This window comes from Bacillus sp. OxB-1 (assembly GCF_000829195.1).
Classification (GTDB): domain Bacteria; phylum Bacillota; class Bacilli; order Bacillales_A; family Planococcaceae; genus Sporosarcina.
In genome coordinates, this window is sequence record NZ_AP013294.1 from 2,396,628 (window position 1) to 2,423,225 (window position 26,598).

Annotated in this window: 30 protein-coding genes; all 30 read left to right on the forward strand. The window is 51.5% G+C overall.

Annotated features, from left to right (window positions below; all coding sequences use genetic code 11):
• Positions 1–16 precede the first annotated feature (16 nt).
• The 30 genes from OXB_RS11745 to OXB_RS11890 all read left to right on the forward strand — a co-directional run bounded on the left by OXB_RS11745 (position 17) and on the right by OXB_RS11890 (position 26,587).
• Positions 17–1,303, forward strand: coding sequence for a PepSY1/2 domain-containing protein (locus OXB_RS11745; RefSeq protein WP_041074495.1), 1,287 nt, complete (start codon positions 17–19; stop codon positions 1,301–1,303).
• Positions 1,304–1,473: 170 nt separating this feature from the next.
• A complete protein-coding gene (locus OXB_RS11750; protein ID WP_041074497.1) occupies positions 1,474–2,118 on the forward strand; it encodes a flagellar brake protein in 645 nt (214 codons plus the stop codon).
• Positions 2,119–2,243: 125 nt separating this feature from the next.
• Positions 2,244–2,921, forward strand: coding sequence for a (d)CMP kinase (cmk, locus tag OXB_RS11755; protein WP_041074499.1), 678 nt, complete (start codon positions 2,244–2,246; stop codon positions 2,919–2,921).
• Entirely contained in the window at positions 2,918–3,499 is a 582-nt protein-coding gene (locus OXB_RS11760; RefSeq protein WP_041074500.1) for a lysophospholipid acyltransferase family protein, read from the forward strand. The genes cmk and OXB_RS11760 overlap by 4 nt, the downstream gene beginning before the upstream one ends.
• Before the next feature lie 81 nt (positions 3,500–3,580).
• Positions 3,581–4,723, forward strand: a complete 1,143-nt coding sequence (rpsA, locus tag OXB_RS11765; protein ID WP_041074501.1) for a 30S ribosomal protein S1 — start codon at positions 3,581–3,583, stop codon at positions 4,721–4,723.
• Positions 4,724–4,830: 107 nt separating this feature from the next.
• Entirely contained in the window at positions 4,831–6,141 is a 1,311-nt protein-coding gene (gene der, locus OXB_RS11770) for a ribosome biogenesis GTPase Der (RefSeq protein ID WP_041074502.1), read from the forward strand.
• 66 nt (positions 6,142–6,207) lie between these two features.
• Positions 6,208–7,230, forward strand: a complete 1,023-nt coding sequence (locus OXB_RS11775) for an NAD(P)H-dependent glycerol-3-phosphate dehydrogenase (protein WP_041074503.1) — start codon at positions 6,208–6,210, stop codon at positions 7,228–7,230.
• A gap of 36 nt (positions 7,231–7,266) precedes the next feature.
• A complete protein-coding gene (locus tag OXB_RS11780) occupies positions 7,267–7,461 on the forward strand; it encodes a DUF2768 domain-containing protein (protein ID WP_231860408.1) in 195 nt (64 codons plus the stop codon).
• Positions 7,461–8,174: a hypothetical protein gene (locus OXB_RS11785; protein WP_041074505.1), complete on the forward strand. Its 714-nt coding sequence runs from the start codon at positions 7,461–7,463 to the stop codon at positions 8,172–8,174. Before OXB_RS11780 ends, OXB_RS11785 begins: the two co-directional genes overlap by 1 nt.
• Before the next feature lie 88 nt (positions 8,175–8,262).
• Positions 8,263–9,741 carry a stage IV sporulation protein A gene (gene spoIVA, locus OXB_RS11790; protein WP_041074506.1) on the forward strand — a complete coding sequence of 493 codons (1,479 nt, stop codon included), beginning with the start codon at positions 8,263–8,265 and terminating at the stop codon, positions 9,739–9,741.
• Between the two features lie 163 nt (positions 9,742–9,904).
• Positions 9,905–10,177: an HU family DNA-binding protein gene (locus OXB_RS11795; RefSeq protein ID WP_041074507.1), complete on the forward strand. Its 273-nt coding sequence runs from the start codon at positions 9,905–9,907 to the stop codon at positions 10,175–10,177.
• Between the two features lie 414 nt (positions 10,178–10,591).
• Positions 10,592–11,161, forward strand: a complete 570-nt coding sequence (gene folE / locus OXB_RS11800) for a GTP cyclohydrolase I FolE (protein WP_041074509.1) — start codon at positions 10,592–10,594, stop codon at positions 11,159–11,161.
• 68 nt (positions 11,162–11,229) lie between these two features.
• Entirely contained in the window at positions 11,230–11,451 is a 222-nt protein-coding gene (gene mtrB, locus OXB_RS11805) for a trp RNA-binding attenuation protein MtrB (RefSeq protein WP_041074510.1), read from the forward strand.
• A 50-nt stretch (positions 11,452–11,501) separates the two neighbouring features.
• Positions 11,502–12,236 carry a heptaprenyl diphosphate synthase component 1 gene (locus OXB_RS17995; protein ID WP_052483999.1) on the forward strand — a complete coding sequence of 245 codons (735 nt, stop codon included), beginning with the start codon at positions 11,502–11,504 and terminating at the stop codon, positions 12,234–12,236.
• Positions 12,237–12,319: 83 nt separating this feature from the next.
• A complete protein-coding gene (locus OXB_RS11815; protein ID WP_041074511.1) occupies positions 12,320–13,018 on the forward strand; it encodes a demethylmenaquinone methyltransferase in 699 nt (232 codons plus the stop codon).
• A 24-nt stretch (positions 13,019–13,042) separates the two neighbouring features.
• Entirely contained in the window at positions 13,043–14,017 is a 975-nt protein-coding gene (locus OXB_RS11820) for a polyprenyl synthetase family protein (RefSeq protein WP_041074512.1), read from the forward strand.
• 81 nt (positions 14,018–14,098) lie between these two features.
• Positions 14,099–14,545: a nucleoside-diphosphate kinase gene (gene ndk, locus OXB_RS11825; RefSeq protein ID WP_041074514.1), complete on the forward strand. Its 447-nt coding sequence runs from the start codon at positions 14,099–14,101 to the stop codon at positions 14,543–14,545.
• Between the two features lie 173 nt (positions 14,546–14,718).
• The gene (locus OXB_RS11830; protein ID WP_041074516.1) at positions 14,719–15,489 is read left to right on the forward strand and encodes a CheR family methyltransferase; all 771 of its coding nucleotides are present in this window, start codon (positions 14,719–14,721) and stop codon (positions 15,487–15,489) included.
• A gap of 128 nt (positions 15,490–15,617) precedes the next feature.
• Entirely contained in the window at positions 15,618–16,799 is a 1,182-nt protein-coding gene (aroC, locus tag OXB_RS11835) for a chorismate synthase (protein WP_041074518.1), read from the forward strand.
• Positions 16,800–16,802: 3 nt separating this feature from the next.
• Positions 16,803–17,912, forward strand: a complete 1,110-nt coding sequence (gene aroB, locus OXB_RS11840) for a 3-dehydroquinate synthase (RefSeq protein WP_041074520.1) — start codon at positions 16,803–16,805, stop codon at positions 17,910–17,912.
• Positions 17,909–18,274, forward strand: a complete 366-nt coding sequence (gene aroH / locus OXB_RS11845; RefSeq protein WP_041074522.1) for a chorismate mutase — start codon at positions 17,909–17,911, stop codon at positions 18,272–18,274. Before aroB ends, aroH begins: the two co-directional genes overlap by 4 nt.
• A gap of 30 nt (positions 18,275–18,304) precedes the next feature.
• On the forward strand, positions 18,305–19,411 hold the full coding sequence (gene hisC / locus OXB_RS11850; RefSeq protein WP_041074524.1) for a histidinol-phosphate transaminase: 1,107 nt from the start codon (positions 18,305–18,307) through the stop codon (positions 19,409–19,411).
• Positions 19,408–20,514, forward strand: a complete 1,107-nt coding sequence (locus OXB_RS11855; protein ID WP_041074526.1) for a prephenate dehydrogenase — start codon at positions 19,408–19,410, stop codon at positions 20,512–20,514. The genes hisC and OXB_RS11855 overlap by 4 nt, the downstream gene beginning before the upstream one ends.
• A gap of 18 nt (positions 20,515–20,532) precedes the next feature.
• A complete protein-coding gene (gene aroA / locus OXB_RS11860; RefSeq protein WP_041076693.1) occupies positions 20,533–21,843 on the forward strand; it encodes a 3-phosphoshikimate 1-carboxyvinyltransferase in 1,311 nt (436 codons plus the stop codon).
• A 43-nt stretch (positions 21,844–21,886) separates the two neighbouring features.
• Positions 21,887–23,152 (forward strand): tetratricopeptide repeat protein, encoded by a 1,266-nt coding sequence (locus OXB_RS11865; protein ID WP_041074528.1) that lies wholly within the window; start codon positions 21,887–21,889, stop codon positions 23,150–23,152.
• Position 23,153: 1 nt separating this feature from the next.
• Positions 23,154–23,705 (forward strand): ReoY family proteolytic degradation factor, encoded by a 552-nt coding sequence (locus OXB_RS11870; protein ID WP_041074530.1) that lies wholly within the window; start codon positions 23,154–23,156, stop codon positions 23,703–23,705.
• A 54-nt stretch (positions 23,706–23,759) separates the two neighbouring features.
• A complete protein-coding gene (locus OXB_RS11875) occupies positions 23,760–24,209 on the forward strand; it encodes a DUF2487 family protein (protein ID WP_041074532.1) in 450 nt (149 codons plus the stop codon).
• Between the two features lie 360 nt (positions 24,210–24,569).
• The gene (locus OXB_RS11880) at positions 24,570–25,073 is read left to right on the forward strand and encodes a ubiquinol-cytochrome c reductase iron-sulfur subunit (RefSeq protein WP_173426011.1); all 504 of its coding nucleotides are present in this window, start codon (positions 24,570–24,572) and stop codon (positions 25,071–25,073) included.
• A gap of 22 nt (positions 25,074–25,095) precedes the next feature.
• A complete protein-coding gene (gene qcrB, locus OXB_RS11885) occupies positions 25,096–25,770 on the forward strand; it encodes a menaquinol-cytochrome c reductase cytochrome b subunit (protein ID WP_041074536.1) in 675 nt (224 codons plus the stop codon).
• Positions 25,771–25,816: 46 nt separating this feature from the next.
• Positions 25,817–26,587 (forward strand): menaquinol-cytochrome c reductase cytochrome b/c subunit, encoded by a 771-nt coding sequence (locus OXB_RS11890; RefSeq protein ID WP_041074538.1) that lies wholly within the window; start codon positions 25,817–25,819, stop codon positions 26,585–26,587.
• Positions 26,588–26,598: the final 11 nt, after the last annotated feature.

The window sequence follows — 26,598 nt, forward strand, 5'->3', positions numbered from 1 at the left end:
ATCATTTTGCCGACATATGAAAAAAACAATATTCGTTCTAGTGTACGCCATTGCAGCCATTTCGATTTATGCCTATGGCAAAACGACGGAGAGTGAAAAGCTGGCCCTCGCGCTGAGCGGGCAATACGCGAAAAAAATGGCCGACGCCTCGGAAAAGTTGGAAGAACTCGACACGGCAGTCAAGAAGACTTTATTATTCAATGAATCGGATGGCTCCACACAAGCAAGAGAAGATATTTGGCGGTTATCCTCCGATATCAAGAGCTCCATCTCCGCTTTACCGTTAGATCCGGGCTTTTCAACGTCATGGATGAACTACTTAGGGCGCCTGGGCAATTATGCCAAGGAAGGCGAGGGCACTCATGACCCTGAAAAATTCCATCAAGTGATGAGGCAAGCGTCCAAAAACTTAGGCGAGCTGGCGAGTGAATGGCAAGTGGCGACCGCTGGCATGGTCAGTGGAAGATTGTCCATGGACGGATGGACGGATCGATTGAACGATACGAAATCCGGCCATGATTGGTCGAAGATGAGCAATACACTGAAACAATACACGGAAAGCGATTTTCCGTTGACGGCGAGCGAATCGGATTCCCAGAAAAAGAAAGAGCTCCGGAATATGAAGGATGCCGAAGTGACACGGGAACAAGCGGTGGAGCGCTTCAAAAAATTATTCCCTTCCGTTTCCAATGAAATCGTCGAAGTCGGTTCAAGTCAGGCAGGGTCGCCTTATCCTTTCTACCATATCCGCTTTGCGGAAGACGAGTCGATCGGCTATGTCGACATTACGAAAAAGGGTGGACACGTCCTTTCTTTTCTGGCCGAGAGACCTTTCGGCAGGGAAGAGCTGCCCTTCGAAGATATTCAACGGAATGCGGAACGCTTTTTGAAAGCTGCCGGCTATCGTGACGTAGTGCTAGAAGAAGCACGGGAAAATCACAATGTCTGGCACCTCGTCTATGTGCGCGTCGAACCGGGATACGACGCGAAGGTCTTTTCGGATGTCATCCACTTGAAAGTGGCCAAAGACAATGCGAATGTGGTCGGTTTGGATGCCTCCGAGTATATCCGGAAGGAAAACACAACTAAACAACCGATCATTGAGATCGACTGGAACACTTTTTTCCATTCGGACGTTGAAATCGTCAAAAAGGAACTCGCCTACGTGGAGAATAAACAGCTGGAACAACGGTTGGCGCATTATTTGACAGTCCTATCCGATGAACACGGCATACCGGGCACCTATGCCGTCGTCGTCGATACGGAAACAGCAGAAGTGATCAAAACCGAGAAGTTGGATTAGCATGGGCACCCAAAATCCATATTGGAATTTCCCTCCCGACATGCCATAATGGAAATAGGAATAGTGGTATGGTATTGTATATCGGCTTGCGACCTTAGTCATGTGCAGACCGATTCGGATCGATGCCATGAAACGGTATTCGGATGATTTCAGGATGGCGGGTGTTTACAATGCTATTGACAGTCGGTACGATCATTTTGATTGATAAGGAATATACGAAAGACAGCGAAAAATATAAAAGCAAGGTAGTGGATATCGGGGACGATCACGTCATGATCGATTATCCGACCCATGTCGAAACGGGCCGGACGACCTTCATCATTGACGGAACGACGTTGCTCGTTACGTTCATTGACCAAAATAAGATTTCGTATGCGTTCAAGACAGAAGTATGCGGCCGGCTCAATAAAGGAATCCCCATGTTGAAGCTGTCGTATCCCGGAGACGATCAGCTGTACAAAATCCAGCGGCGCGAATTCGTCAGAGTGGAAACTGCAATCGACGTGGCGGTAGAAACGGAAGAAGGGTTCAGCCAGTTCGTAGCGGAGGATTTGAGCGCGGGCGGCATCGCCCTCAATTTCCCCCGTAAGGTCCCATTCCGGGACGGGGATGTCGTCAATATGACAATTGTCCTCCCTTTCCTGGATAAAGAAATCAAATATGTCCGGACCCTTGCGAAAGCGGTCCGCATCTGGGAGAAGAACGGCCGCACGATCGGCTCCTTTCAATTCGAAGACATCGAAGCCGTCGACAGGCAATATATCATCCGTTTCTGTTTCGAACGGCAATTGCAATCGAGAAACCGGGAATCGTAAGAGACGGATTTGAAATGCTTTTCATTCCGATCAAGATCCATACAAAGGGGAAAGTCTGCGTGAACGGGACTTTTCCCTTTTCGATATGATACAATGTTTTCGAATTGACTACGGGGGTAGATGATATGGTAAATGGCATTCAAATTGCGATTGACGGTCCAGCGGGCGCGGGGAAGAGCACCGTTGCCAAAATGGCGGCCGAGAAACTGGGCTTTACGTACATTGATACAGGGGCGATGTATCGCGCATTGACGCATAAGGCGCTCATCGATCACATAGATATAAATGACGAGGATGCGATGAAGCGCTTGTTGCTGCATACGGACATCCATCTGCTCCCATCTGCGAAAGGGCAAGCCGTTCTGCTGGATGGAGAGGATGTTTCGGAAGCGATCCGTACCCAAGAAGTGACGAAAGCGGTATCGGCAGTCGCGGCACATCCATCCGTCCGTCTGTTGATGGTGGACAAACAGCGCCAGTTGGCGACCAATAAAGGCGTAGTCATGGATGGCCGGGATATCGGCACGGATGTATTGCCGGAAGCGCAGTTGAAAATCTTCCTGACTGCTTCGGTGGAAGAGCGGGCGTTGCGGCGTTTCAAAGAAAATGACGGGCGCGGCATCCATACCTCTTTGGAGCAATTGCAAGCTGATATAAGCGAGCGGGACCGGGCGGATAGTGAACGGAAAGCATCCCCTCTTCGGCAGGCCGAAGACGCGATTCTGATCGACTCCACCTCGATGGCTATCGGGGATGTCGTGGAAAAGATCAGGGAGCTGGCGGAAGAGAGGATGGTCCGATGAATCTGTATCCGTTCGGAAAAGCGGTCGTCAGCACGCTTTTTTATCCATTGTTCCGCATCCAAGTGATCGGCAGGGAGCATTTTCCGCAAGAAGGCGGCGTCTTGTTATGTACGAACCATATCCATAACTTCGATCCGCCTGTCGTCGGCATCACCTGCCCGCGGACGGTGCACTTCATGGCAAAAGAAGAGCTTTTCCACGCGCCGGTGTTGAAGAATCTCCTTCCAAGCCTCCAGGCATATCCTGTGAAACGGGGAATGAGCGACCGGGAAGCTTTCCGGAACACGCTGAAGCATCTCCGCTCCGGAAAAGTCGTCGGCCTATTTCCGGAAGGGACCAGGAGCAAAACCGGGGAACTCGGCAAAGGATTGGCAGGTGCCGGTTTTTTCGCACTGAAAGGCGATGCCGCCGTCGTCCCGTGCGCCATCATCGGTCCCTACGCACCGTTCCGGAAATTGAAGGTCGTCTATGGGAAACCGATGGATATGACCCCCTACCGTGAGCGCAAGGCCTCCGCAGAAGAGGTGACGGAAGCCATCATGGAGGAAATCCGTAAACTCCAGCAGCAAAATAAATGAAGAATGCAAGGGTAAATTTTTGTTTTTATGGATAGATTCGCATACTATAGAGTTAGGATCTTTATGGAGGAGGACTACATAATGACTGAAGAGATGAACTTTGAAACTGAAACAGGCTATAATGAAGGAGATCGGGTCACCGGAAAGGTGACGAAAATCGAAGATAAATCGGTAACGGTCGAAATTGCAGGAGCACCTTTCGATGGTGTCATTCCGATCAGCGAACTGTCCAGCCTTCATATTGAAAAGGCTTCCGATGCCGTGGAGGTCGGCCAAGAGCTTGAGTTGAGCATCATCAAAGTGGAAGAGGATAATTATGTCCTTTCGAAACGGAAAATCGATGCGGAAGACGCATGGGACTCCTTGGAGGAGAAATTCCACAGTGGGGAAGTCATCGAAACGGAAGTGAAGGACGTCGTCAAAGGCGGACTCGTCGTGGACCTCGGCGTCCGCGGATTCATCCCGGCTTCGCTTGTCGAGGACTATTTCGTCGAATCTTTCGATGAATACAAAGGCCGCACGATGACATTCAAGATCGTTGAAATGGATAAAGAGAAGAACCGCTTGATCCTTTCACATCGCGCCGTGATCCAAGAAGAGAAAGCTGCACAGAAAGACGAAGTTCTCGAGAACCTGAAAGCCGGTCAAGTGATGGAAGGGACGGTCCAACGACTCGCTTCCTTCGGTGCCTTCGTTGACATCGGCGGCGTGGACGGACTTGTCCATATTTCTCAACTGTCCCATGAACATGTCGACAAAGTGGCCGACGTGTTGAAAGAAGGGGACAAGGTAAATGTCAAGGTCCTTTCCGTCGATCGGGATTCGGAGCGGATATCCCTGTCCATCAAAGACACATTGCCTGGCCCTTGGGAAGGAATCGAAGAGAGGGCGCCGAAAGGTTCGATCTTCGAAGGCGTCGTCAAACGACTCGTCTCTTATGGCGCATTCGTTGAAGTTCTTCCGGGTGTCGAAGGGCTTGTCCATATTTCCCGCATTTCCCACAAACATATCGGCACACCGCATGATGTGTTGCAGGAAGGCCAGAAAGTCCAAGTCAAAGTGCTGGATGTCAATGCGGATGAAAAACGTCTATCGCTCAGCATCAAAGACTTGATTGAAAAAGAAGAGGATAACAACTACGGCGACTATGAAATGCCAGAAGAAGCATCAGGCTTTTCCATTAGCGACGTCATCGGAGATCAGTTGAAGAAATTCTCTGAATGACCCGGTTTAGGTGACAATCAAATTCTTTGAGGTGATGGTGCTTGTACGGGCATCATCATCTTTTTTTGTGTATACTATCAGAAGATAAGCTGGAAGGATGGTAACGTATGACGAAACCAACAGTGGCAATCGTCGGAAGGCCCAATGTCGGGAAATCCACGATATTCAACCGAATTGTCGGCGAGCGGATTTCCATTGTGGAAGACGTGCCGGGCGTGACCCGCGATCGCATTTACAGTTCGGCAGATTGGCTTGCCCATGAATTTAACATAATTGACACAGGTGGGATCGATATCGGGGACGAGCCGTTCCTGGAAAAGATCCGCGCCCAGGCGGAGATCGCCATCGACGAAGCGGACGTGATCATCTTCCTGACGAATGGCCGGGAAGGCGTCACGGATGCGGACGAGCAAGTGGCGAAAATCCTGTACAAAACGAAAAAGCCCGTCGTCTTGGCGGTGAATAAAATCGATAACCCGGATATGCGTGAAATGATCTATGATTTCTACTCCCTCGGCTTCGGAGATCCTTATCCGATTTCAGGTTCACACGGGCTCGGCTTGGGCGACTTGCTCGATCAAGTTACGGCCAGCTTCCCTGAACCGGGCGCAGAGGAAGTGGAAGAGGATACGATCCGTTTCAGCCTCATCGGCCGGCCGAATGTCGGGAAATCCTCCCTCGTCAACGCCTTCATCGGCGAGGACCGGGTCATCGTCAGCGATGTAGCCGGCACGACGACCGATGCCATCGATACGACGTATGAATACGAGGGGCAGAAGTTCAAAATCATCGATACGGCAGGGATGCGCAAAAAAGGGAAAGTGTATGAGAACACCGAGAAATATAGCGTGCTGCGCGCATTGAAAGCGATCGAACGCTCCGATGTCGTCCTCATCGTCCTGAACGGCGAAGAAGGGATCCGGGAGCAGGACAAACGCATTGCCGGTTATGCAGAAGAGGCCGGGAAGGGCGTCATGATCGTCGTGAACAAATGGGACGCTGTTGAAAAGGATGACAAGACGATGATCCGCTTCACCGAAGACATCCGGGATAATTTCCAATTCCTTGACTACGCGCCGGTCGCGTTCGTCTCCGCGAAAACGAAACAGCGGGTTCATAGTTTATTCGAAAAAATAATAATGATCAGCGAAAACCATGCGATGCGCATCCAATCCAGCGTCCTGAATGAAGTGATCGAGGATGCGGTAGCGCGAAATCCGGCTCCGACCGACAAAGGGCGACGCTTGCGCATTTATTATGTCACTCAAGTGGCCGTCAAGCCGCCGACATTTGTCGTCTTTGTCAATGAACCGGAATTGATGCACTTCTCGTACGAACGATTTTTGCAAAATCGTCTACGGGAATCATTCGGATTTGAAGGGACGCCGATCCGTCTCATAACACGGGCGAGAAGCTGATCTAATCGCCACATCCAGCCTCGGGCGCTAGCCCTGTGCTTTTGTATTAGGAAGGAAGGGTTGACGATGAAAAAAGTTGCTGTACTCGGAGCAGGCAGCTGGGGAACTGCCATCGCCTTCGTCTTGGCCGAAAACGGACATGACTGTCTCATTTGGGCGAGACGTCCCGAACAAACCGATGAAATCAATGCCCGGCATTCGAACGGAGCCTATTTGCCGGGCATTCAACTGCCTGCCGCATTGCAGGCGACTTCCGATTTGCAGGAAGCCGTGAATCATGGAGATACGATCGTCCTCGCTGTCCCGACGAAAGCGATGCGCGAAGTCTGTGCTGAGCTGAACAGGATGGCGGCCGGGCCTAAATTGATTGTCCATGTGTCGAAAGGGATCGAACCGGATTCGTTGAAGCGGATTTCCGAGATGATCGAAGAAGAGGTCGATGCCGCAAAACGGACGGCGGTCGTCGCACTGTCAGGGCCGAGCCATGCCGAGGAGGTCGTGTTGCGCCATCCGACGACGGTGACAGCTGCCTCCATCGACATGGAAGCGGCGGAGCAGGTGCAGGATCTGTTCATGAACCCGTATTTCCGCGTCTACACGAATAACGACCTCATCGGGGTGGAAATCGGGGCGGCGCTGAAAAACGTCATCGCGCTCGCGGCCGGTGTGTCGGACGGGCTCGGGTACGGCGATAACGCGAAGGCGGCCCTTATTACGAGAGGGTTGGCCGAAATTACCCGTCTCGGTGTGAAAATGGGGGCGAATCCGCTCACTTTCTCCGGATTGACAGGGCTCGGGGACTTGATCGTCACATGTACGAGCGTCCATTCGCGGAACTGGAAAGCGGGGAACATGCTTGGACAAGGAAATAGCTTGGACGAGGTCATTGCCGGCATGGGCATGATCATCGAAGGGGTCCGCACTGCAAAAGCGGTCCATCAGCTGGCCATCCGCTATGATGTACCGATGCCGCTGTCCGAAGCCCTCTATACCGTTCTGTTCGAAGACGTGCCCCCAAAGGAAGCGGTCGATCAATTGATGAAACGAATGAAAAAACAGGAAGTCGAAGATCTTTTCGGCAACCGTTGATGTATGATGATGAAAGGATGACAACTCTTGACAGCAATGGATAAGATGTGGCTGTCATTTTACGCGATGGGATTCATGGCGATCTCCATGGGTCTGATTTACGCGAGCCGCCACAAATTGAACAACCGATTTCTAAAAGCGATCTTTGCCCTCGTGGCCTATTCCCTTCTGATCATTTCGTTTTTTGCCATGGTCTATCTCGTATTTAATGGTCCTACAGGAGGGGCGTAATGACATATATTAAGAAATGGGCGAGCATCTTCCTTTTGGTTGCCTCCTTGATGACGTTGACAGGCTGCATGTATCCCGGCGATGACAAGGCGACCCGCGAAATTGCCTATGAAGATCAATTGCAAAGTGTCCAGCAGGCCGTCGATACATATCAGAAGAATTCGGGTGGTCTTTTGCCGATCAAGACCCGCGATCAGGAAACCGATCCGTATATCAAATATCCGGTGGAATTCTCCAAAATCGTCCCGGCCTATATGGAAAAGATTCCATCCAATGCCTATGAGAACGGCGGCATCTATCAATATGTGCTGATGGACGTAGAAACCGACCCGGTTGTGAAACTGGTCGACCTTCGCTCCGCGGAACGCATCCGGGAACTGAAGCTGCGCCAGAATATCAATAACTCCGTCCCTTTCAAGGAAGCGGTCGGGGATCATGTTTACGCGGTTGATTATAAAAAAATGGGCTTCAAAGAGCCGTTGACGGTACCGAGTCCGTACTCCGATGCCCAACTGCCGATCGTCATCGGGGGCGACGGGGAATTCTATGTGGACTACTCCATCGATTTACATCGGATTTTGCAAAATGAAAACCCGGATGTCCAAGAAGGGGAAGATATCCGTCGCATATTAGCGGATGAATACCCGGTACTGCCGGCTTACTCCTTGCCATACACTGTGAATAGCGATAATGAGCCCGTCTTCCTGAAATAGGCGGCTTTTAGAAAAACGTTTCGTGTCTTATGCATGAAACGTTTTTTACTTTCATAAACTACTATGCGCAGAAAAGGAGGACGATGGGATGAAAGAAGAATTGTATGAGAGCTTGGCTAGACGCACAGACGGTGATATTTATATCGGTGTTGTCGGCCCGGTCCGGGTAGGCAAATCGACATTCGTGAAACGGGTCATGGAAGAAGTGGTCATTCCGAATATGACAGAGCAGTCCGACCGAATCCGGGCGCAAGACGAACTTCCGCAAAGCTCGCCGGGGCCTGTCATTATGACGTCGGAACCGAAATTCGTTCCGGCACAAGGGACATCGGTCTCGGTGGGGGAAGGGGATTTGAAGTTCCAGATCCGGCTGGCGGACTGCGTCGGCTATGTGATCGACGGTGTGAAAGGATATGAGGATGAGGACGGTCCGAAATACGTCCATACCCCATGGCATAATGAACCCGTCCCGTTTGAAGAGGCGGCGCGCATCGGGACGGATAAAGTGATCCGTGACCATTCCACAATCGGCATCCTTGTGACGACGGACGGGACGGTGAACAATATTCCGCGTGAGGCGGCGGAAGTGGCGGAAACGGAAATCGTCGGTAAGCTGAAAGAGATCGGGAAGCCGTTCGTCATCGTGTTGAATTCCAAAATGCCTGCGCATGAACGGACGGTCTTGCTGAAGCAGCAGCTGCATGAGACCCATGGGGTGCCGGTCATCGCCATCAGTGCGGACCAATTGAACGCCCAGGAGATTCAATTGATCCTGAAAGAAGCGCTCTACGAGTTTCCGATTTCGGACATCGAATTGCAAAAGCCGGACTGGATGGACGTGCTCGGCAGCGAACATGAGCTGAACGCCTCCATCGACAATGTGATCAATGAAGGATTCCTCGGAGTTTCGAAGATCCGCAAAGTGCAGGAAATCGCGGAAAGCCTACGGGATCAAGAGCATGTGAAGTTTTCCGAAGTCGTCGAAGTCGATGCAGGAAAAGGGAAAGCCACCGTCCGAATTGAAATTGACGAGGGGGCGTTCCGGCAAGTGTGCGAAGATATCATGGAGCAGGAGATCGGCACGAAAAAAGATTGGCTCCTCTTTGTGAAAGAGGCGGCTAAAGCGAAGAAATCGTATAATCTGTATTCGGAAGCGATTGAAAAGGCGAAGCAAGACGGCTACGGAATCGCCTTGCCGTCGCTGCATGATTTCAACCCATCTCCGCCTGAGCTGATCAAACAGAACGACTTCTTCGGGGTTCGGATGAAAGCGACGGCTCCATCGCTCCATGTCATCCGGGTGGATATGGAGGCGGAATTCTCGCCGCTCATCGGTTCGGAATTCCATAGCCACCATTTGCTGAAGGAATTGAAACATGCGTACCTGCATGACCGGGATGCCTTGTGGCAAACGTCGCTGTTCGGCACGCCGCTCCATGAAGTGATGAAGGAAAGCATCCGCTTCAAAACGAACTCTGTGCCGTCCCGCGCCAGAAACCGGTTGCGCGAAACGATTGAACAAATGGTCAATGATGGGAACAAGGGCATGGTCACATTCATCGTTTGAGCCTAAAAGATCCGTGAAAAACGGATCTTTTTTCGTTTTTTATGCAGAAACTGCGTCATTATGGGGAAAACTCGATAATATTCTTGCGTCGCAGATGTGGGTATGATACTCTTTTTACAGTGTTATTAGCGGTGACATCCCCTTTTGAGAGGAGGTGAATGGTGTGAATAAAACAGAATTGATTAACTCTGTAGCCGAAACGGCAGGTCTTACGAAGAAGGACGCAACAAAAGCTGTTGAGGCTGTATTCGATACGATCCAGGCGACTCTTGCAAAGGGAGATAAAGTGCAACTGATCGGTTTCGGAAACTTCGAAGTTCGTGAGCGTGCAGCTCGTAAAGGACGCAACCCGCAATCCGGGGAAGAAATCGATATCGCAGCAAGCAAAGTTCCTGCTTTCAAAGCGGGGAAAGCGCTTAAGGACGCTGTGAAATAATTGGAAATCCTACATAGGAGTCCATCCGTCACCGCTGCTTCAGCGGTCTGATCGGATGGGCTCCTTTTCAGTGGGTTGGGAGGGCTGGCTTTGATTTTGCAGAGGGGTATCGGCGGAATCGTGGCTGAGCAGCGGTTGTCGCGGGCGTTATCAGCGGTTGCGCGAAGTTATCAGCCGCTACGCGAGCTTTCCAGCACTGATGTTGCCTCATCCAGTTGCCTTAGTCCGGAAAAAAGTTTGTAAACTGTACGGATATGCGGGAGTATGCTACTATTTTTGTTGTACTAGCTTCCCAAGCGGCAAAGTAACGGGCACCACTGCCCGGACAGGCCTGCGCCGGGAAGATAACCATGCGGGAAGAAATCCCCTCCGGTTAGCTATCAGTACATTCCGATTGAGGAGGTTTCTTACTAAATGCAAGAGTTCGATCAACAAAAAATCGAAGTGGCGGTCAAAATGATCCTGGAGGCGATCGGGGAAGACCCGGACCGGGAAGGATTGTTGGAGACGCCGAAGCGGGTTGCCAAAATGTATGCCGAAGTGTTCGAAGGCATGGGGAAAGACCCGAAAGAATATTTCAAAACCGTATTCCATGAAAATCATGACGAGGTCGTCCTCGTGAAAGATATACCGTTCCACTCGATGTGCGAACATCATCTCGTCCCCTTTTTCGGACTCGCCCATGTCGCATACATCCCACGTGACGGAGTCGTCGCAGGTCTCAGCAAATTGGCAAGGGCTGTCGAAACGACGGCGAAACGTCCACAATTGCAGGAGCGGATCACGTCGACGGTTGCCGATGCGATGATGGATATGCTCAATCCGTATGGGGTTTATGTCGTCATCGAAGCGGAGCATATGTGCATGACGATGCGGGGAATTAAAAAGCCCGGCTCCAAGACAGTGACAACGGTTGCCCGCGGGGTGTACGAACATGATGAGGTGAAACGTGCCGAAATTCTTTCCCTCATCCGGATGTCCTGAGTGCTTTGCGGCAGTCTCCTCTTCTATGGTATGATGGGGACAACTATTGACAGATGGGAGAGGGGATCATGACACAGCCCGAATATGTCGTCATTAAAGCGAAAGAAGACGGTGTCAATGTCATCGGACTGACGAGAGGAAACAATACGAAGTTTCACCACACGGAAAAGCTGGACCGCGGTGAAGTGATGATTGCCCAATTCACGGAACATACTTCGGCGATGAAAATCCGCGGAGATGCTGAAATCCACACAGCTTACGGAGTGGTGAGAAGTGAAGGCAAGGAATAACGGCCGCTTGACATTCATGTCGAGGGGCGCCTTTGATTGGAGATCCGATGATGGAAAGACAAAAAATGAAATGGCAAATCGAAAATTACATACTTGAGGTGGAACGCGCCATCCGGGAACCGATTGTCGAACGGGATATCGGAACTGCGGAAATCGATTCGGACAAGGCGTTTTTTCTTTTGTTGCCATTGTTGAATGGAGAGAGGTGGACGTCCGGCTTGAATACGGCTGCCATCGCCGTGGGGGCAGTCCACGCGGCGTTTGAAGCGCATGATTCGATTTCCGCCCGGTCCGTCTCGACGAAAGAGCAGCAATTGACTGTCTTGGCAGGGGACCATTTCAGCGGGATCCATTACAAACTTCTCGCCTCTCTCCCGGATTTCGGCCTGATCCGGTCCGTCTCCCGGACGATCGGCCATATAAATGAGATGAAGACGATCTGCCATGAACAAATGCCCGATTCCGTTGAGGAGCTCCTCCTCGCATTTCGGCTGATCGAGGCGGGCTGCATATTGGATTTCCTGAACTTATCCGGTTTTTCCCGATATGCTCCGTTTGCCAGCTGTGCGCTGCCTCTGCTTCGTTTGATTGCTATGGAAAAAGAAGATGGATTCTTTGTGGATAGCCGATCCGGAGGTACATTGGATATCGAAAGTCATCGGCGTCTCGTCGCCCTTCTGACTCGCCAGTTGCAGGAAGTGGTGGAAGCGGCCGATTTCCTTGCCCCGTTTTTGCGGGATGAAATGCAGCGTATTGTTGCACCCCTGACAGGCAAGTTGATCTGACTTCGGATTTTCCGCATGCCTGCCGCGGTCCGAGCCGTTTTACCCGTTTTCCAGCCACCATTGAAAGAAAAGAGGTAAATCCTTTGACGAGTTCTAAAGAACAGAAAGTACATAAAGTATTTGAGAAAATTTCCGGCGATTACGACAAGATGAATTCAGTCATCAGTTTTAACCAACATAAGAAATGGCGAGAGGATATCATGAAGCGGATGGCGATTCCGAAAGGGGCCCATGCGCTTGATGTTTGTTGTGGAACGGCGGACTGGACAATTGCCATTTCGGATGCGGCAGGGCCGGAGGGGAAAGTGGTCGGTCTTGATTTCAGCGAGGGCATGTTGGAAGCCGCCCGGCCGAAAGTGGTGGACCGCCCGAATATTACGCTTCAGCAAGGCAACGCGATGTCATTGCCCTTTGCAGATGATTCGTTCGATTATGTGACGATCGGTTTCGGTTTGCGCAACGTACCGGATTATGCCACTGTCCTATCTGAGATGCACCGTGTGCTGAAACCGGGCGGGATGATCGCCTGCCTGGAAACTTCCCAGCCCGAGGCGCCGGGCTATCGCCAACTGTTCCGGTTCTACTTCCGGTTCATCATGCCGGTGCTCGGAAAAGTGTTTGCCAAAAGCTACAAGGAATATTCTTGGCTGCAGGAATCGGCAAACGATTTCCCGGGCATGAAGCAGCTGGCCCAATTATTTGTGGATGTCGGCTTCGAGGGCGTCTCCTATAAATCATACAGTGGCGGCGCTGCGGCAGGACATATCGGATACAAACAATAATTACCCTGAGGGAAGTGGATCATTTTGGAAAAAATGAAGTTGATGTCGCTGTATACCAACTTCCGAAAAGACCTCACGTATGTTGAGAAGGAATTGGAGCGCTCGGTCCACTCTTCTTCCCCTGTCATTGAACAAGCTTCTTTGCATCTGCTGCGAGCGGGCGGCAAGCGGATCCGGCCGATCTTCGTCATCCTGGCATCTAAATTCGGAGACTATTCCATGCAAGAGATGGCGAAGGTGGCCGTTTCATTGGAGCTCATTCATATGGCCTCTCTCGTGCATGACGATGTGATCGATGATTCGGATATGCGGCGAGGGATGGAGACGGTGAAAGCGAGATGGGATAACCGGGTGGCGATGTACACGGGCGACTTCATCTTTTCCCGGGCGCTCACGTCAATCGGAGAAATCGAAGTCCAAGCCGTCCATCAGCTTCTGGCCGATACGATGCTGGAAATATGCAAAGGGGAAATCATCCAAATCGAATATCAGCAAAGAGTGGATCAGTCCATCCGGGATTATTTGCGGCGCATTAAACGGAAGACGGCACTCCTTTTATCGTCCAGCTGTGCGTTGGGAGGCCTCGTCTCCAATGTAGAACCCGCCCTCGTGAAGCGGTTGGGCCGCTTCGGCTACTATGCGGGCATGGCTTTCCAGATCGTCGATGACATTTTGGACATCACGTCGACAGACAAAGAATTGGGGAAGCCGGCGGGCAGCGACTTGCTCAATGGCCATTTGACATTGCCCATTTTGTATATCAAAGACGATGTCCGATTCCGGCCGTATATGGAACGGGCGTTTGACGGCAGTTTGACCGAAAGCGGACGGCGTGAAATGCTCGCGTTCATCCGACGTTCGGGCGCGATTGAAAGAGCGCAAAAGGTGAGCGACCTTTATTTGCGGAAAGCGCTGGGTGAAATTGAAGCTTTCCCGGATGGAGATGCGAAAAAAGCATTCATGCAAATCGCGGCGTTTATCGGCAAACGGAAATATTGACTAAAAGTTGAAAGTTCCGGTAGCGGATGGTACGATTTATGAGGATAATTTCCGATACATATATCACAAGGAGTGAATGGAATGGAAAGAACATTTTTAATGGTAAAGCCTGACGGCGTGCAACGTAATCTAATCGGCGAAATCGTGAGCCGTTTTGAAAGCAAAGGATTCCAATTGGTTGGCGGTAAATTGATGCAAATCTCCCAAGAGCTTGCGGAGCAACATTACGGTGAGCACAAAGAGCGTCCATTCTTCGGCGAATTGGTTGAGTTCATCACATCTGGCCCCGTGTTCGCAATGGTGTGGGAAGGCGAAAACGTCATCTCGACAGCACGTTTGATGATGGGTGCGACAAACCCGAAAGAATCTGCACCTGGCACAATCCGCGGCGACTTTGCCGTTACGGTCGGCAAGAACATTATCCACGGTTCCGACTCCCCTGAATCGGCGGTCCGTGAAATCGGCCTTTTCTTCAAAGAAGAAGAGCTTGTGTCTTATGACAAATCGATGAACAATTGGATCAACTGATCCGAAAAGCAGCCATGCGCTCACCGCGTGGCTGTTTTTGTTATACAAAAGTTTTAATTTATCAGTTATAATGGACAGAAGCGCAAGGCATCTGCAAGGTGTAGCAGTTTGTATTGGTCAGCGTGCCTGTTGTTTGGGCGGATCAATGGATCGGTGGAGCAGGAGGGTGTACATTGGCTGATTATGAGACATTTATCGGAAACATTAAACGGAAAACGGGGATCGACCTATCGCTTTATAAAGAAGCCCAGATGAAAAGAAGGTTGACTTCCCTTTATGAAAAAAGAGGGTATCGGAATTTCAACGATTATTACTCCGCTATACATAATAATGAAGAAATGCTCGATGAATTCTTAGACAGGATGACGATCAATGTGTCGGAATTCTATCGAAATGCGCCGCGTTGGGACGTATTGGAAAAGAAAATCTTCCCGAAGCTGCTTGCGAACAATAAAAGACTGAAAATCTGGAGCGCTGCCTGTTCGACGGGAGAAGAGCCGTACACGATCGCCATGGTGCTGTCCACTCATGTTCCGCTGCGCGATATCTCGGTGTTCGCGACCGATCTTGACCTCGGCGTATTGGAGAAAGCGAAGGTTGGCCTGTATCCGGAACGGTCGTTGAAAGAGGTCCCCGCCCCGATCATCACGAAGTATTTCAATAATGAGGGCGCCTTCTATCAAGTGAAGGACGAAGTGAAACGCACCGTGACATTCAAGCAGCATAATTTGCTTGATGATCGATATGACACCGGTTATGACTTGATCGTCTGCCGGAATGTGATGATTTATTTCACAGAAGAGGCGAAGGACCAGATTTACATGAACTTCGCTAACTCGTTGAAACCGGGTGGCATCCTCTTTGTCGGAAGCACCGAACAGATTTTCAATCCGGGAAAATACGGTTTCGAATCGGAAGATACGTTCTTCTATCGCAAGATTTGACCTATTGTAAGAATGTTTTCATTATCCGGATATTCCGGATTTTTTTCTATTTACCATGGTCAAAGACCCTTTAGTTTGATAAAGTGCATTCATACAGATGTTATCAAGGCGCCATAGGAGGAAATGAAATGAGATATTTTACGGCCGGTGAATCACATGGTCCACAACTGACGGCAATCATCGAAGGGCTGCCCGCCCAAATGGAATTGACTGCCGAGATGATCAATGAAGAACTGACAAGAAGGCAAGGCGGCCATGGCCGGGGCAGACGGATGCAAATCGAGAAAGACCAAGTGGAAATCACATCCGGCGTGCGGCACGGCAAGACACTCGGCTCGCCGGTGACATTGACGGTCGTCAATGACGATTGGAAGCATTGGACGTCGATCATGGGCATCGAACCGCTTCCCGAGGATACGAAACCTGAAGATATCCGGAGACAAATCACGAGACCGCGTCCCGGACATGCGGACTTGGTCGGCGGCATCAAGTACGGCCATCGCGATTTGCGGAATATCCTGGAACGGTCTTCCGCACGGGAGACGACGATGCGTGTGGCAATCGGGGCAGTGGCCAAACAATTCCTTCGCGAATTGGGAATCCGCACAGTCGCCCATGTGACGGAAATCGGCGGCATCCCGACCAATCCGGATACGTACGCGCAGAAAGGGGCGGAAGAGCTCCGGGAGATCGTTGAGAGCGATCCGGTCTATTGCGCAGACCCGGAAGCGTCCCGACGGATGGTCGAAGCAATCGACGTTGCGAAGGAACGCGGCGATACGATTGGCGGCGTCGTGGAAGTGGTCATCGAAGGGTGCCCCCCGGGAATCGGCAGCCATGTCCAATTCGATCGGAAGCTGGACGGCAAATTGGCAGGCGCCATGATGAGCATCAACGCCTTCAAAGGTGTCGAAATCGGCCTCGGTTTCGAAATGGCGAAGAAATATGGAAGTGAAGTCCATGATGAAATCGCCTGGGATGCGGAGCGCGGCTATTATCGGAAATCCAATCGTCTCGGCGGCCTGGAAGGCGGCATGACATCGGGGATGCCGATCGTCATCCGCGGGGTGATGAAACCGATCCCGACCCTTTACAAACCGCTGGAAAGCGTCGATATAGATTCCAAGGAGCCGTTTGTCGCGACAATCGAGCGTTCCGACCCTTGTGCAGTGCCCGCGGCGTCCGTCGTTGCGGAGCATGTCATCGCGACAGAGCTGGCGAAAGCGATCATGGACGAGTTCCGTTCCGATCGGATGGATTCCTTGCAGCAGGATATGGAAGCGTATAGACGCTATGCAAAGGAGTTTTAAACCGTGGGGAAACTGACTGTCGAGATCAAAAACCATGAATATGATGTCCATATCGGAGAGGATGCGTATTCTTTATTCGCTACGGCGTATGCGCCTCTATTGGATAGCGCGGACCGCGTCGGCATCATCGCGGATGAGAACGTCGCCGAACTCCATTTGCCGCTCCTGCAAGAGGCGTTGCGTGAAACCGGGAGGGAGATCGTTGTCAAAACGGTCCCGGCTGGGGAGAACTGCAAATCCCCGGCTGTCTATATCGAGTGCCAAGCCTTCCTCCTGCAACATCATTTCACGCGGGATTCGCTGCTCATCGCATTCGGCGGAGGGGCTTGCGGCGACCTGACCGGGTTCGTCGCCGGGACGTTCATGCGGGGCATCCGCTACATCCAATGTCCGACGACAATCCTCGCCCATGACAGCGCAGTCGGGGGGAAGACGGCCATCAATATGCCGGAAGGGAAGAACATGGTCGGCTCTTTTCATCAACCGTCCGGGGTCCTTTTCCAGACGGGCCTCTTCGAAACATTGCCGGCACGCGAAATCCGCTCCGGCATGGCCGAACTTCTGAAGCATGCGTTCATTTCCGACGAGGAATGGACGGACGCTTTACTGGCCAACCCGGCATTTTCAAAACCGCCGGTCGGCTGGCTGGCGACGGAGCTCTTGAAAGGGATCGAGGTCAAAGCGCAAATCGTTGCGGAGGATGAATTCGAGCACTCGACCCGGAAGTTCCTGAACTTCGGCCATACGTTCGGCCATGCCGTTGAAGCGGTTTGCGGTTTCGGAGGCTTGAGCCATGGGGAGTGCGTCATGATCGGGATGGCATACAGCCTGATTTTGAGCGAAGGGCAGGAAGGGTCGATCGACCAAGACGTGACGGATCGCTTCATCCGATTCGCCCTGGACAACGGCTATACATTCGGGCCGGTGCACGAGCATACCTTCGGAGAATTCCTCGGCTATATGGAAAAGGACAAAAAAGCATCATTCGGCCGATTGAATTTTGTTTTATTGACGGAAGTGGGAAAACCGTATGTCACGGAGCTCTCAAAAGAACAATGTGAACATGCGTTTGATATAATGAGAGAGAGAACGGAGGGGGAACCGAGCCAATGACAGTAAGAGGGTTCCGCGGGGCGACGACCGTCCAGCAAGATGAAGAACAAGCCGTCCTCCAAGCGACGGAAGCACTCGTGCTTGAAATGGCGAAGGCGAATAATGTCAACCCGGAGGATATCATTTCTGTTATGATATCGACAACCGTTGATGTGAAGTCAACATTTCCGGCGAAAGCGGTCCGCACGATCGAGGGATGGAAATACGTACCGGTCATGTGCTTCCACGAGATGGATGTGACCGGCGGATTGCCGTTGTGCATCCGGGTGCTGATGCACGCGAATTCAACCATTCCCCAGCACGATGTGGAACATGTATACCAGAACGAAGCAGTGAAACTAAGACCCGATTTACAAAAATAATACGTAATGTATGGACAGGTGGGAAAGACGATGAAATGGAAAAAGGAACTCGGTGGAATGAGACCGTACAAACCAGGCAGATCGATTGAAGAGGTGATGCAGGATTATGGATTGACTGAAGTCCATAAATTGGCTTCCAATGAAAATCCATACGGCTGCGCGCCTTCGGTCAAGGAATTCATACGCGAAGGGCTGCTGCATCCTGAAATTTATCCGGAAGGCCACGCGGGGGGATTGCGTACTAAATTGGCCAATAAACATCAAGTGGGCGAGGATTTCCTTCTGTTCGGTAACGGATCGGATGAAATCGTGTCCATCATTTCCCGTTCCCTGCTTGGACCGGATACGAATACGATCATGGCGACCCCAACGTTTCCGCAATACGCCCACAATGCGAAAGTGGAAGGCGCCGAAGTGAGGGAGTTGCCATTGGTCGAAGGGCAGCATGATCTGGACGGATTTTTGAAAGCGATCGATGAGAACACGTCAGTGATCTGGGTCTGCAATCCGAACAATCCGACCGGGAATATCATTCCGGCGGGCGTTTTGGAAAGCTTCTTGGCACAAGTGCCGGATCATATCCTCGTCGTGCTGGATGAAGCATATTTTGAATACATTACAGAGCCTTCACATGTCGATTCCATCCAACTGATTGACAAATTCCCGAATATCCTGATCTTGCGTACGTTCTCGAAAGCATACGGATTGGCGGCATTCCGGGTGGGCTATGCGGTCGGGCAGCCAGCGATCATCACAGAGCTGAACAAAGTGCGGAATCCATTCAATAACAATACGCTTGGTACTGCCGTGGTGGAAAAAGCGTTGGAAGACGAGCAATTCATCGCGAACTGCCGGGAAATGAACCATGTCCAACGGGAACGTTTCAAAGAATTCGCTGAGGCGAATGATTTGGACATTTTCGATTCCCAGGCGAATTTCGTGCTGATCCAAGTGCCGGCAGACGCGGATGAAGCATCCGAGTATCTGTTGCAGTACGGTTATATCGTCCGGAGCGGGAATGCGCTCGGCACGCCGGGCTATGTCCGGGTGACGGTCGGTTCGGAAGAGCAGAACAGCGGATTCTTCCAGGCGATGTCTGCGTTAATTTCCGAAAAAGGCAGGCATCCGGTAAAGTGAGAGTAGCAATCATTGGACTAGGCTTGATCGGCGGTTCACTCGGTCTTGCCATCAAACGGAACCCTGCTATCCACGTAACAGGATTTGACCGGTCGTATGCGACGGCGGACGAAGCGTACCGCCGAGGCATTATTGACGCCATTGCTCCATCCGCGGAATCCGCTTGTTCGCAAGCGGATTTCATCGTCTTCGCGACGCCGGTCAATACGACCGTTTCCCTTCTGTCGGAAGTGCAGCGCTGGGAGTTGAAAGAGGGCGTCATCATGACGGACACCGGAAGTACGAAGCGGCCTATCATGGAAGCGGCCCAAGTGTTGCAGGAAAAAGGCTGGACATTCATCGGGGGGCACCCGATGGCGGGTTCCCACAAGAGCGGCGTTTCAGCGGCCAAAGGTTATTTATTTGAAAATGCTTATTATATTTTGACACCTTCTGATAGGGCTTCCGCGGACCAAGTGGAGAAGCTGAAGGATCTGTTGTCGCCGACCAAAGGGAAGATCGTCGTCCTGGATGCGGAAGATCATGATCGGATGACGGCCATCGTCAGCCACTTCCCGCATCTCGTCGCTTCCTCCTTGGTCGGCCGGCTGGCGGATCAGCAGGAAGGGCAGCCTTTCGTCAAGAAGCTGGCGGCGGGCGGCTTCCGTGATTTGACGCGGATCGCTTCCGCCGACCCGGTCATGTGGCGGGATATTACCATCCAGAACCGGGAAGAATTATTGAACCAGCTGAATGGCTGGATCGAGGAGATGGGCAACATCCGGGAAATGCTGGAGACGAATGATCCCGAGCAGATTTATGATTTCTTTGCCGAGGCGAAGAAGTTCCGGGATGAATTGCCGTCCACTCGTGCAGGAGCGGTCCAAGGAGCGCTCTATATGACGTTTGATCTACATATTGATATTCCGGACACTCCTGGGATTGTTTCAGAAATCACGAAAATCTTGGCAGAAGAGCGGATCAGCTTGACGAATATCCGGATTGTGGAAACGAGGACGGATGTCTACGGTATCCTCGTGATCAGTTTCCAGACGGCGGAAGACCGGAAGCGGGCGAGGGCGGCCTTGTCGAAATCAACGGATTATTCGATGCAAATCATCTAAGGGGGGAATCGCTTCATGGTGGAAAAGAGGACGGTAGCGTTTCACAAACCGCGATTGGACGGCGAGCTCCGGGTGCCGGGGGACAAGTCGATTTCCCACCGCGCCATCATGCTTGGTTCCATCGCGAAGGGTAGGACGAATATTTCCGGTTTTCTCGAAGGGGAAGACTGTTTGCGGACGCTTGAAATATTCAAGCAGCTCGGTGTCTCGATCGAGCGGAGCGGGACGGATGTGTCGATTGACAGCCCGGGCATGGCGGAATGGAAAACACCGGAGGATGCGTTGTACGCGGGGAATTCCGGGACGACTGCCCGGCTTATGCTCGGCATATTGGCAGGCTCCCCGGTCGAATCGGTTCTAACCGGCGACGAGTATTTATCGAAACGGCCGATGAAACGGGTGACGGTTCCTCTTACGTCGATGGGTGCTTCCATAACGGCGGAAGGGCCTGACAGCGATCTGCTGCCGCTGCGGATTAAGGGGAAGGCCTCTTTGCGGGCGATTGATTACCAAATGCCGGTGGCCAGTGCCCAAGTGAAGTCTGCTATCCTATTTGCAGGTTTACAAGCGGAAGGAATGGTTACAGTTTCAGAAGAGACGGTTTCCCGCGATCATACGGAGCGCATGCTGCAGCAATTCGGTGTGGACTTGCAGCGGGACGGGAATTCGGTTTCTTTGAAAGGCGGCCAGTCGTTGGCGGGTACGGATGTCCTCGTGCCGGGCGATATTTCTTCGGCAGCATTTTTCATGGTGGCTGCGGCCATGGTTCCGGGCAGCGAAGTCGTCTTTGTCGATGTCGGGCTGAATCCGACGCGGACCGGTGTCCTCGACGTATTGGAAGCGATGGGAGTCCGGATCGAGTATATGGAGGAGAACGGGGAGCAGGGCGAGCCGTATGGGACGGTCCAAATTTCCCATGCCACTTTGCGGGGGACGGAAATCGGCGGTGACCTGATCCCGAGGCTGATCGACGAATTGCCGATCCTCGCCCTCCTTGCGACACAGGCGGAAGGCAGGACGGTCATCAAAGACGCGGAGGAGCTGCGCGTAAAGGAAACGGACCGCATCAAAGCGGTCACGACGGAGCTGAAGAAGCTGGGTGCGTCCATTGAGGAGACGGAAGACGGCATGATCATCGAAGGGCCGACCCCTCTTACCGGTGGGACATTGTCCTCTTACGGGGATCATCGCCTCGGCATGATGGCTGCCATCGCCGCGCTTGCCGCGTCCGACGCCGTAACGATCGAGGACCCGGCGTGCATCGCCATTTCCTACCCGTCCTTTTTCGAAGATCTGGAAAAGTTGACGGGATCCGAAGGCGCTGAATAATAGTCGGCCGGTGTGTATATATCGCGAAAGAACAGGTGAAAATATGGGGCAGTTACAGGAAGTCGAAACGTATCTATTGGACGGCGATCTCGAGGCACTTCAGCGGGCGATCGACAAGCTGGAAGCGTCGACGGATTTTGATGCGCTCTATGATGTCGCCGGTTTGTTAAGTGACTATGGCTTCATTCAAGAAGCCGATCGTCTGTACGGAGTCTTACGGGTTCATCTTCCGGATGAGGCCCAATTAAAAATTGACAGGGCTGGAACGCTCCTGGAGCTTGGGGAAGAAGATGAGGCCCTTCTTCTCTTGTCAGATGTGAAACCTGATGACGAAGAATACGTCCAGGCCTTGCTTGCGCTTGCGGATTTTTACCAAATGACCGGCATGGCGGAAGCGGCAATCGGTAAGATCAAAGAAGCCCATTCACTTGTTCCGCATGAGCCCATCATCCGTTTTGCTTATGCGGAGTTGCTGTTGGATGCGGGAAAGTATGCGGAAGCGGCCCGTTTTTATCTGGACCTCTTACAAGAGACCGATGACATGGGGGGCGTCAGCATCGCCTCCCGGCTCGCTGAAGCCTATAGCGCAGGCGCTGCCTATGAAGAAGCGATCCCCTATTATGAGGAATTGCTGGAATCGCAGGCGACTCCGGATGTTTTATTCGGCGCGGCGTTTGCCTATTACCAGACACGCCAGGCGGAACGGGCGATCCGTCTACTGACGGATTTGATCGACATGGATCCGGACTACTTCTCCGCCTATATGCTCCTCGGCCAGTCGCATGCTTTGGCGGGGGACGACCGGAAAGCGTATGAGTCGTTCCTTGAAGGCATCAAGCGGGATCCTTTCGACAAGGAACTCCGGCTTGCGGCGGGCAAGTCCGCTTTGAAGTTAGGCCTTCCGGATGAAGCGGAACAGCAATTGGAAGAAGCGCTCGCACTCGATCCCGAGTATATCGAGCCGCTCATCACCCTTGCCTCGTTGTATAATGAAAGACAGAAAGACGAGGAATTGCTAAGTTTGTTGGCGGATCCGAACGGGGAAATTGGCGACATTCCAATCCTGCATGCGTTCATGGCTTATGCCCAGGAACGGCTGGAACAATTTGAAGAGGCATACGCATTCTATGCCAAGGCATATGATGGGATGAGAGAGGATTTCGGGTTCCTTGAACGCTATGCCAACTTCCTGTTGGAAGAAGGCCGGCGCAAAGAGGCGCTCGCAATCGTCCGAGAGTTGGTCGGGCTCGATCCTGCTGATGAGAATTGGAGGGCTTTTTTGGAAGCGCAAACTGACGAGGAGGTGTGATATGACGGCCATGATTCCTGTCACAGCGAAAAAGGACTTCGTTCGATGGTTCTTGAAACGGTATAAATTGAAACGCCGTGAATGTGTGTGGATCTTGAATTATCTCCTAAGCCATGAGCACCTTCTGCAGAACGTACATTTCACGGATGAGGCGCATTATTGCCCACGGGCGATGGTCATGTCGACAACGGATTCGGAAAGCATACCATTTCGTTTTTACAAGGGGAATTTGATGACAGCGGATGCCGAAAAATCATTCCATGATCTGCGTCTGCATCCCGACGACAAAATGTATATCCAACTGAATTTCCCGAACAGCCATGCCTGCCCGCAATATGCAAGCGTCCGTGAGGAAAACCCGTTCCTCCCAGCCTATTTGCAAGTGAGTGAAAGCGATCGGAAACTGGCGGAGCGATTGATTGAAGAGAGTATCGAATCGATGACGCTGGAATCATTGATGAGACGGGTCGATGAGGCCTTGGATTCCAATGACAAGGAACGGTTCATCAAGCTGTCTGCCATGTTGAACGATATGAAATTATCAAAAAACTGATGACTCCATCCTTTTAGATGGAGTCATTTCATCATGTATAAAGGGGGATTTCAAATGAATTGGACTGCCAAGGACCTGGATACTTATTTGCAACAGACGGAATATATCGACACATTGCTCGTCCCTCTTGTAAAAGTGGAGACGGATTTGGATAAGATGAAGAATGGGGCATCATCTACGGACTTCCTCATGAATTTGACGATGTTCATCGAGACGCAATTCAAAGGGCGTATGGTGCTCGTGCCGCCGTTTTCCTACACGCCTTCCGTCGATCTTGCACAGATGGGCAGAACATGGTCGGAAGACTTGTCCCGGATGCCGTTCAAACATATCTTTTTCCTGACGACGGATCCGGCTTGGACGAGCACGGAGCTTGCGGGAGAGGTGATCTGGCTCCCTGCGATACCTCTGGAAAGCATGGACGCCAAATTGCGGCAATCCATCCTGGAGGATCAGCTTCGCCAATTGGTGCCGAAATTTTCCGCAGCCTGGGCGGGGCAATGAAGGGAATGAGCTCGGGACAAGTTTTTCCGAGCAATATATGTCGAAATAAATAGCTTCTTCCCGCCGTTGATTTCCGTTATGAGCGGGCGCTTTCCGTGGGCACTGCTCCGGAAAATCGGACAGCGTAGCGTTCTGTTTTCCTTAATTCCTGCAAAGTGCATGAAAATGCGGCAAATCGGGCCCTGCGCAGCCCGCCTCAACATGTTCATCAAAAATTCAAGATTTGTTCACAAACTGAAATACGTATGGAAAGCATGATTGAATTTCGCTACGCATTGATATATCATAGATATGTCCTAGTATTACAATTAGAAAAAGCATGTCCGTTGGACTGACCTTTAAGTAAGAGGAGGGAAATTGATGAGCAAGAAAGTGTCTAGACGCCAATTCCTTAGCTATACATTGATGGGTACGGGCGGCTTCATGGCTTCCGCAATGCTGATGCCGATGGTTCGCTTTGCAATCGATCCGGTCTTGCAAGCTTCTGGCGGCGGTGATTTCATCCCGACAGAGCATAAGGCGGCCGATCTTACGGAGGAGCCGGTTCGTGTCGACTTCACGATCAAGGATCGACAAGATGCTTGGTACAAGTCCGACGTATCCAACACGGCTTGGGTCTATAAAGAAGGCGATAAAATCATCGCGCTTTCCCCTGTCTGTAAGCATTTGGGTTGTACGGTGAACTGGGGAGGGGACCCTGCGCATGCGAATGAATTCTTCTGCCCATGTCACGCAGGACGTTACTTGAAAAACGGTGAAAACGTAAAAGGGACCCCGCCAATCGGTCCACTTGACGAGTATGAAGTCGAAGTGGTAGATGGGCTTGTCTATCTCGGGAAAACAATACCGAACACATTAGTCTAAAAAGTAAGGGGGTACGACCGAAGTGCTGAATAAAATTTATGACTGGGTTGACGAACGGTTGGATATCACCCCGATTTGGCGCGATATCGCTGACCACGAAGTACCTGAGCACGTAAACCCTGCACACCACTTTTCCGCATTCATTTATTGTTTCGGGGGATTGACGTTTTTCGTCACTGTCATCCAGATCTTATCCGGTATGTTCTTGACGATGTATTATACACCGGACATTGAAAATGCTTGGAAATCCGTTTACTATCTTCAAAATGAAGTAGCTTTCGGTGAAATTGTGCGCGGGATGCACCACTGGGGGGCATCGCTAGTCATCGTCATGATGTTCCTACATACATTACGTGTATTCTTTACAGGTTCTTACAAGAAGCCACGTGAATTGAACTGGGTTGTCGGCGTGTTGATTTTCGCTGTCATGCTCGGTCTCGGTTTCACAGGCTATCTATTACCATGGGATATGAAAGCGTTGTTCGCTACGAAAGTAGGGATCGAGATTGCCGCTTCCGTCCCGTTCATCGGGGAATCGATCAAAATCCTTCTTGCAGGGGACTCGACTATCCTCGGTGCACAAACATTGACACGTTTCTTCGCGATTCATGTATTCTTCTTACCGGCTGCTTTGCTTGGGTTGCTTGCGGCACACTTTATCATGATCCGAAGACAAGGTATTTCCGGACCGCTATAAGAAAGCGAATAGGTCCAACGTTGATTTTATTTAAGGAGGGGACACTATGCAGCGCGGTAAAGGGATGAAGTTTGTCGGGGACTCACGTATCAAGGCTGAAGGCAAGATGCCGAACGTCCCGAAAGACTACTCAGAATATCCTGGTAAAACGGAAGCATTCTGGCCGAACTTCCTTTTGAAGGAATGGATGGTCGGAGCTGTTTTCCTCATCGGTTACTTGATCTTAACAGTCGCTCATCCGTCTCCGCTTGAACGTCAAGCAGATCCGACGGACACGACATATATGCCGGTTCCGGACTGGTACTTCCTTTCGATGTACCAATTGCTGAAATATGAGTTCGCTTCCGGACCATGGAACGTCATCGGAGCGATCATCATTCCTGGACTGGCTATGGGTGCTTTGATGCTCGTGCCATTCATGGATACAACGAAAGAGCGCCGTCCGTTGAAACGCCCGCTTCCGACAGCATTCATGCTATTGACTTTCGCAGCACTTTTCTATTTGACTTGGGAATCTTACGTGAACCATGACTGGGAAGCTGCAAAAGCGCAAGGTGCGATTGTCGAAGAGGTTGAATTTGATGCGGAAGCAGAAGGGTATCAGATCTATGCCGCTTCTTCTTGTATCGGCTGTCACGGCGATGCCTTCCAAGGCGGGCTCGGTAAACCGCTTGCGGGAACCGGTCTGTCTCCGGAAGAAATCATAACGATTGCACATGACGGGATTGGCGACATGCCTCCTGGAACTTGGGATGGCTCGGAGGAAGATCTCCAAGTCATGGCTGAATTCATCTCAGAATTGGGCAACGAAGAGTAATACGGGTGGTA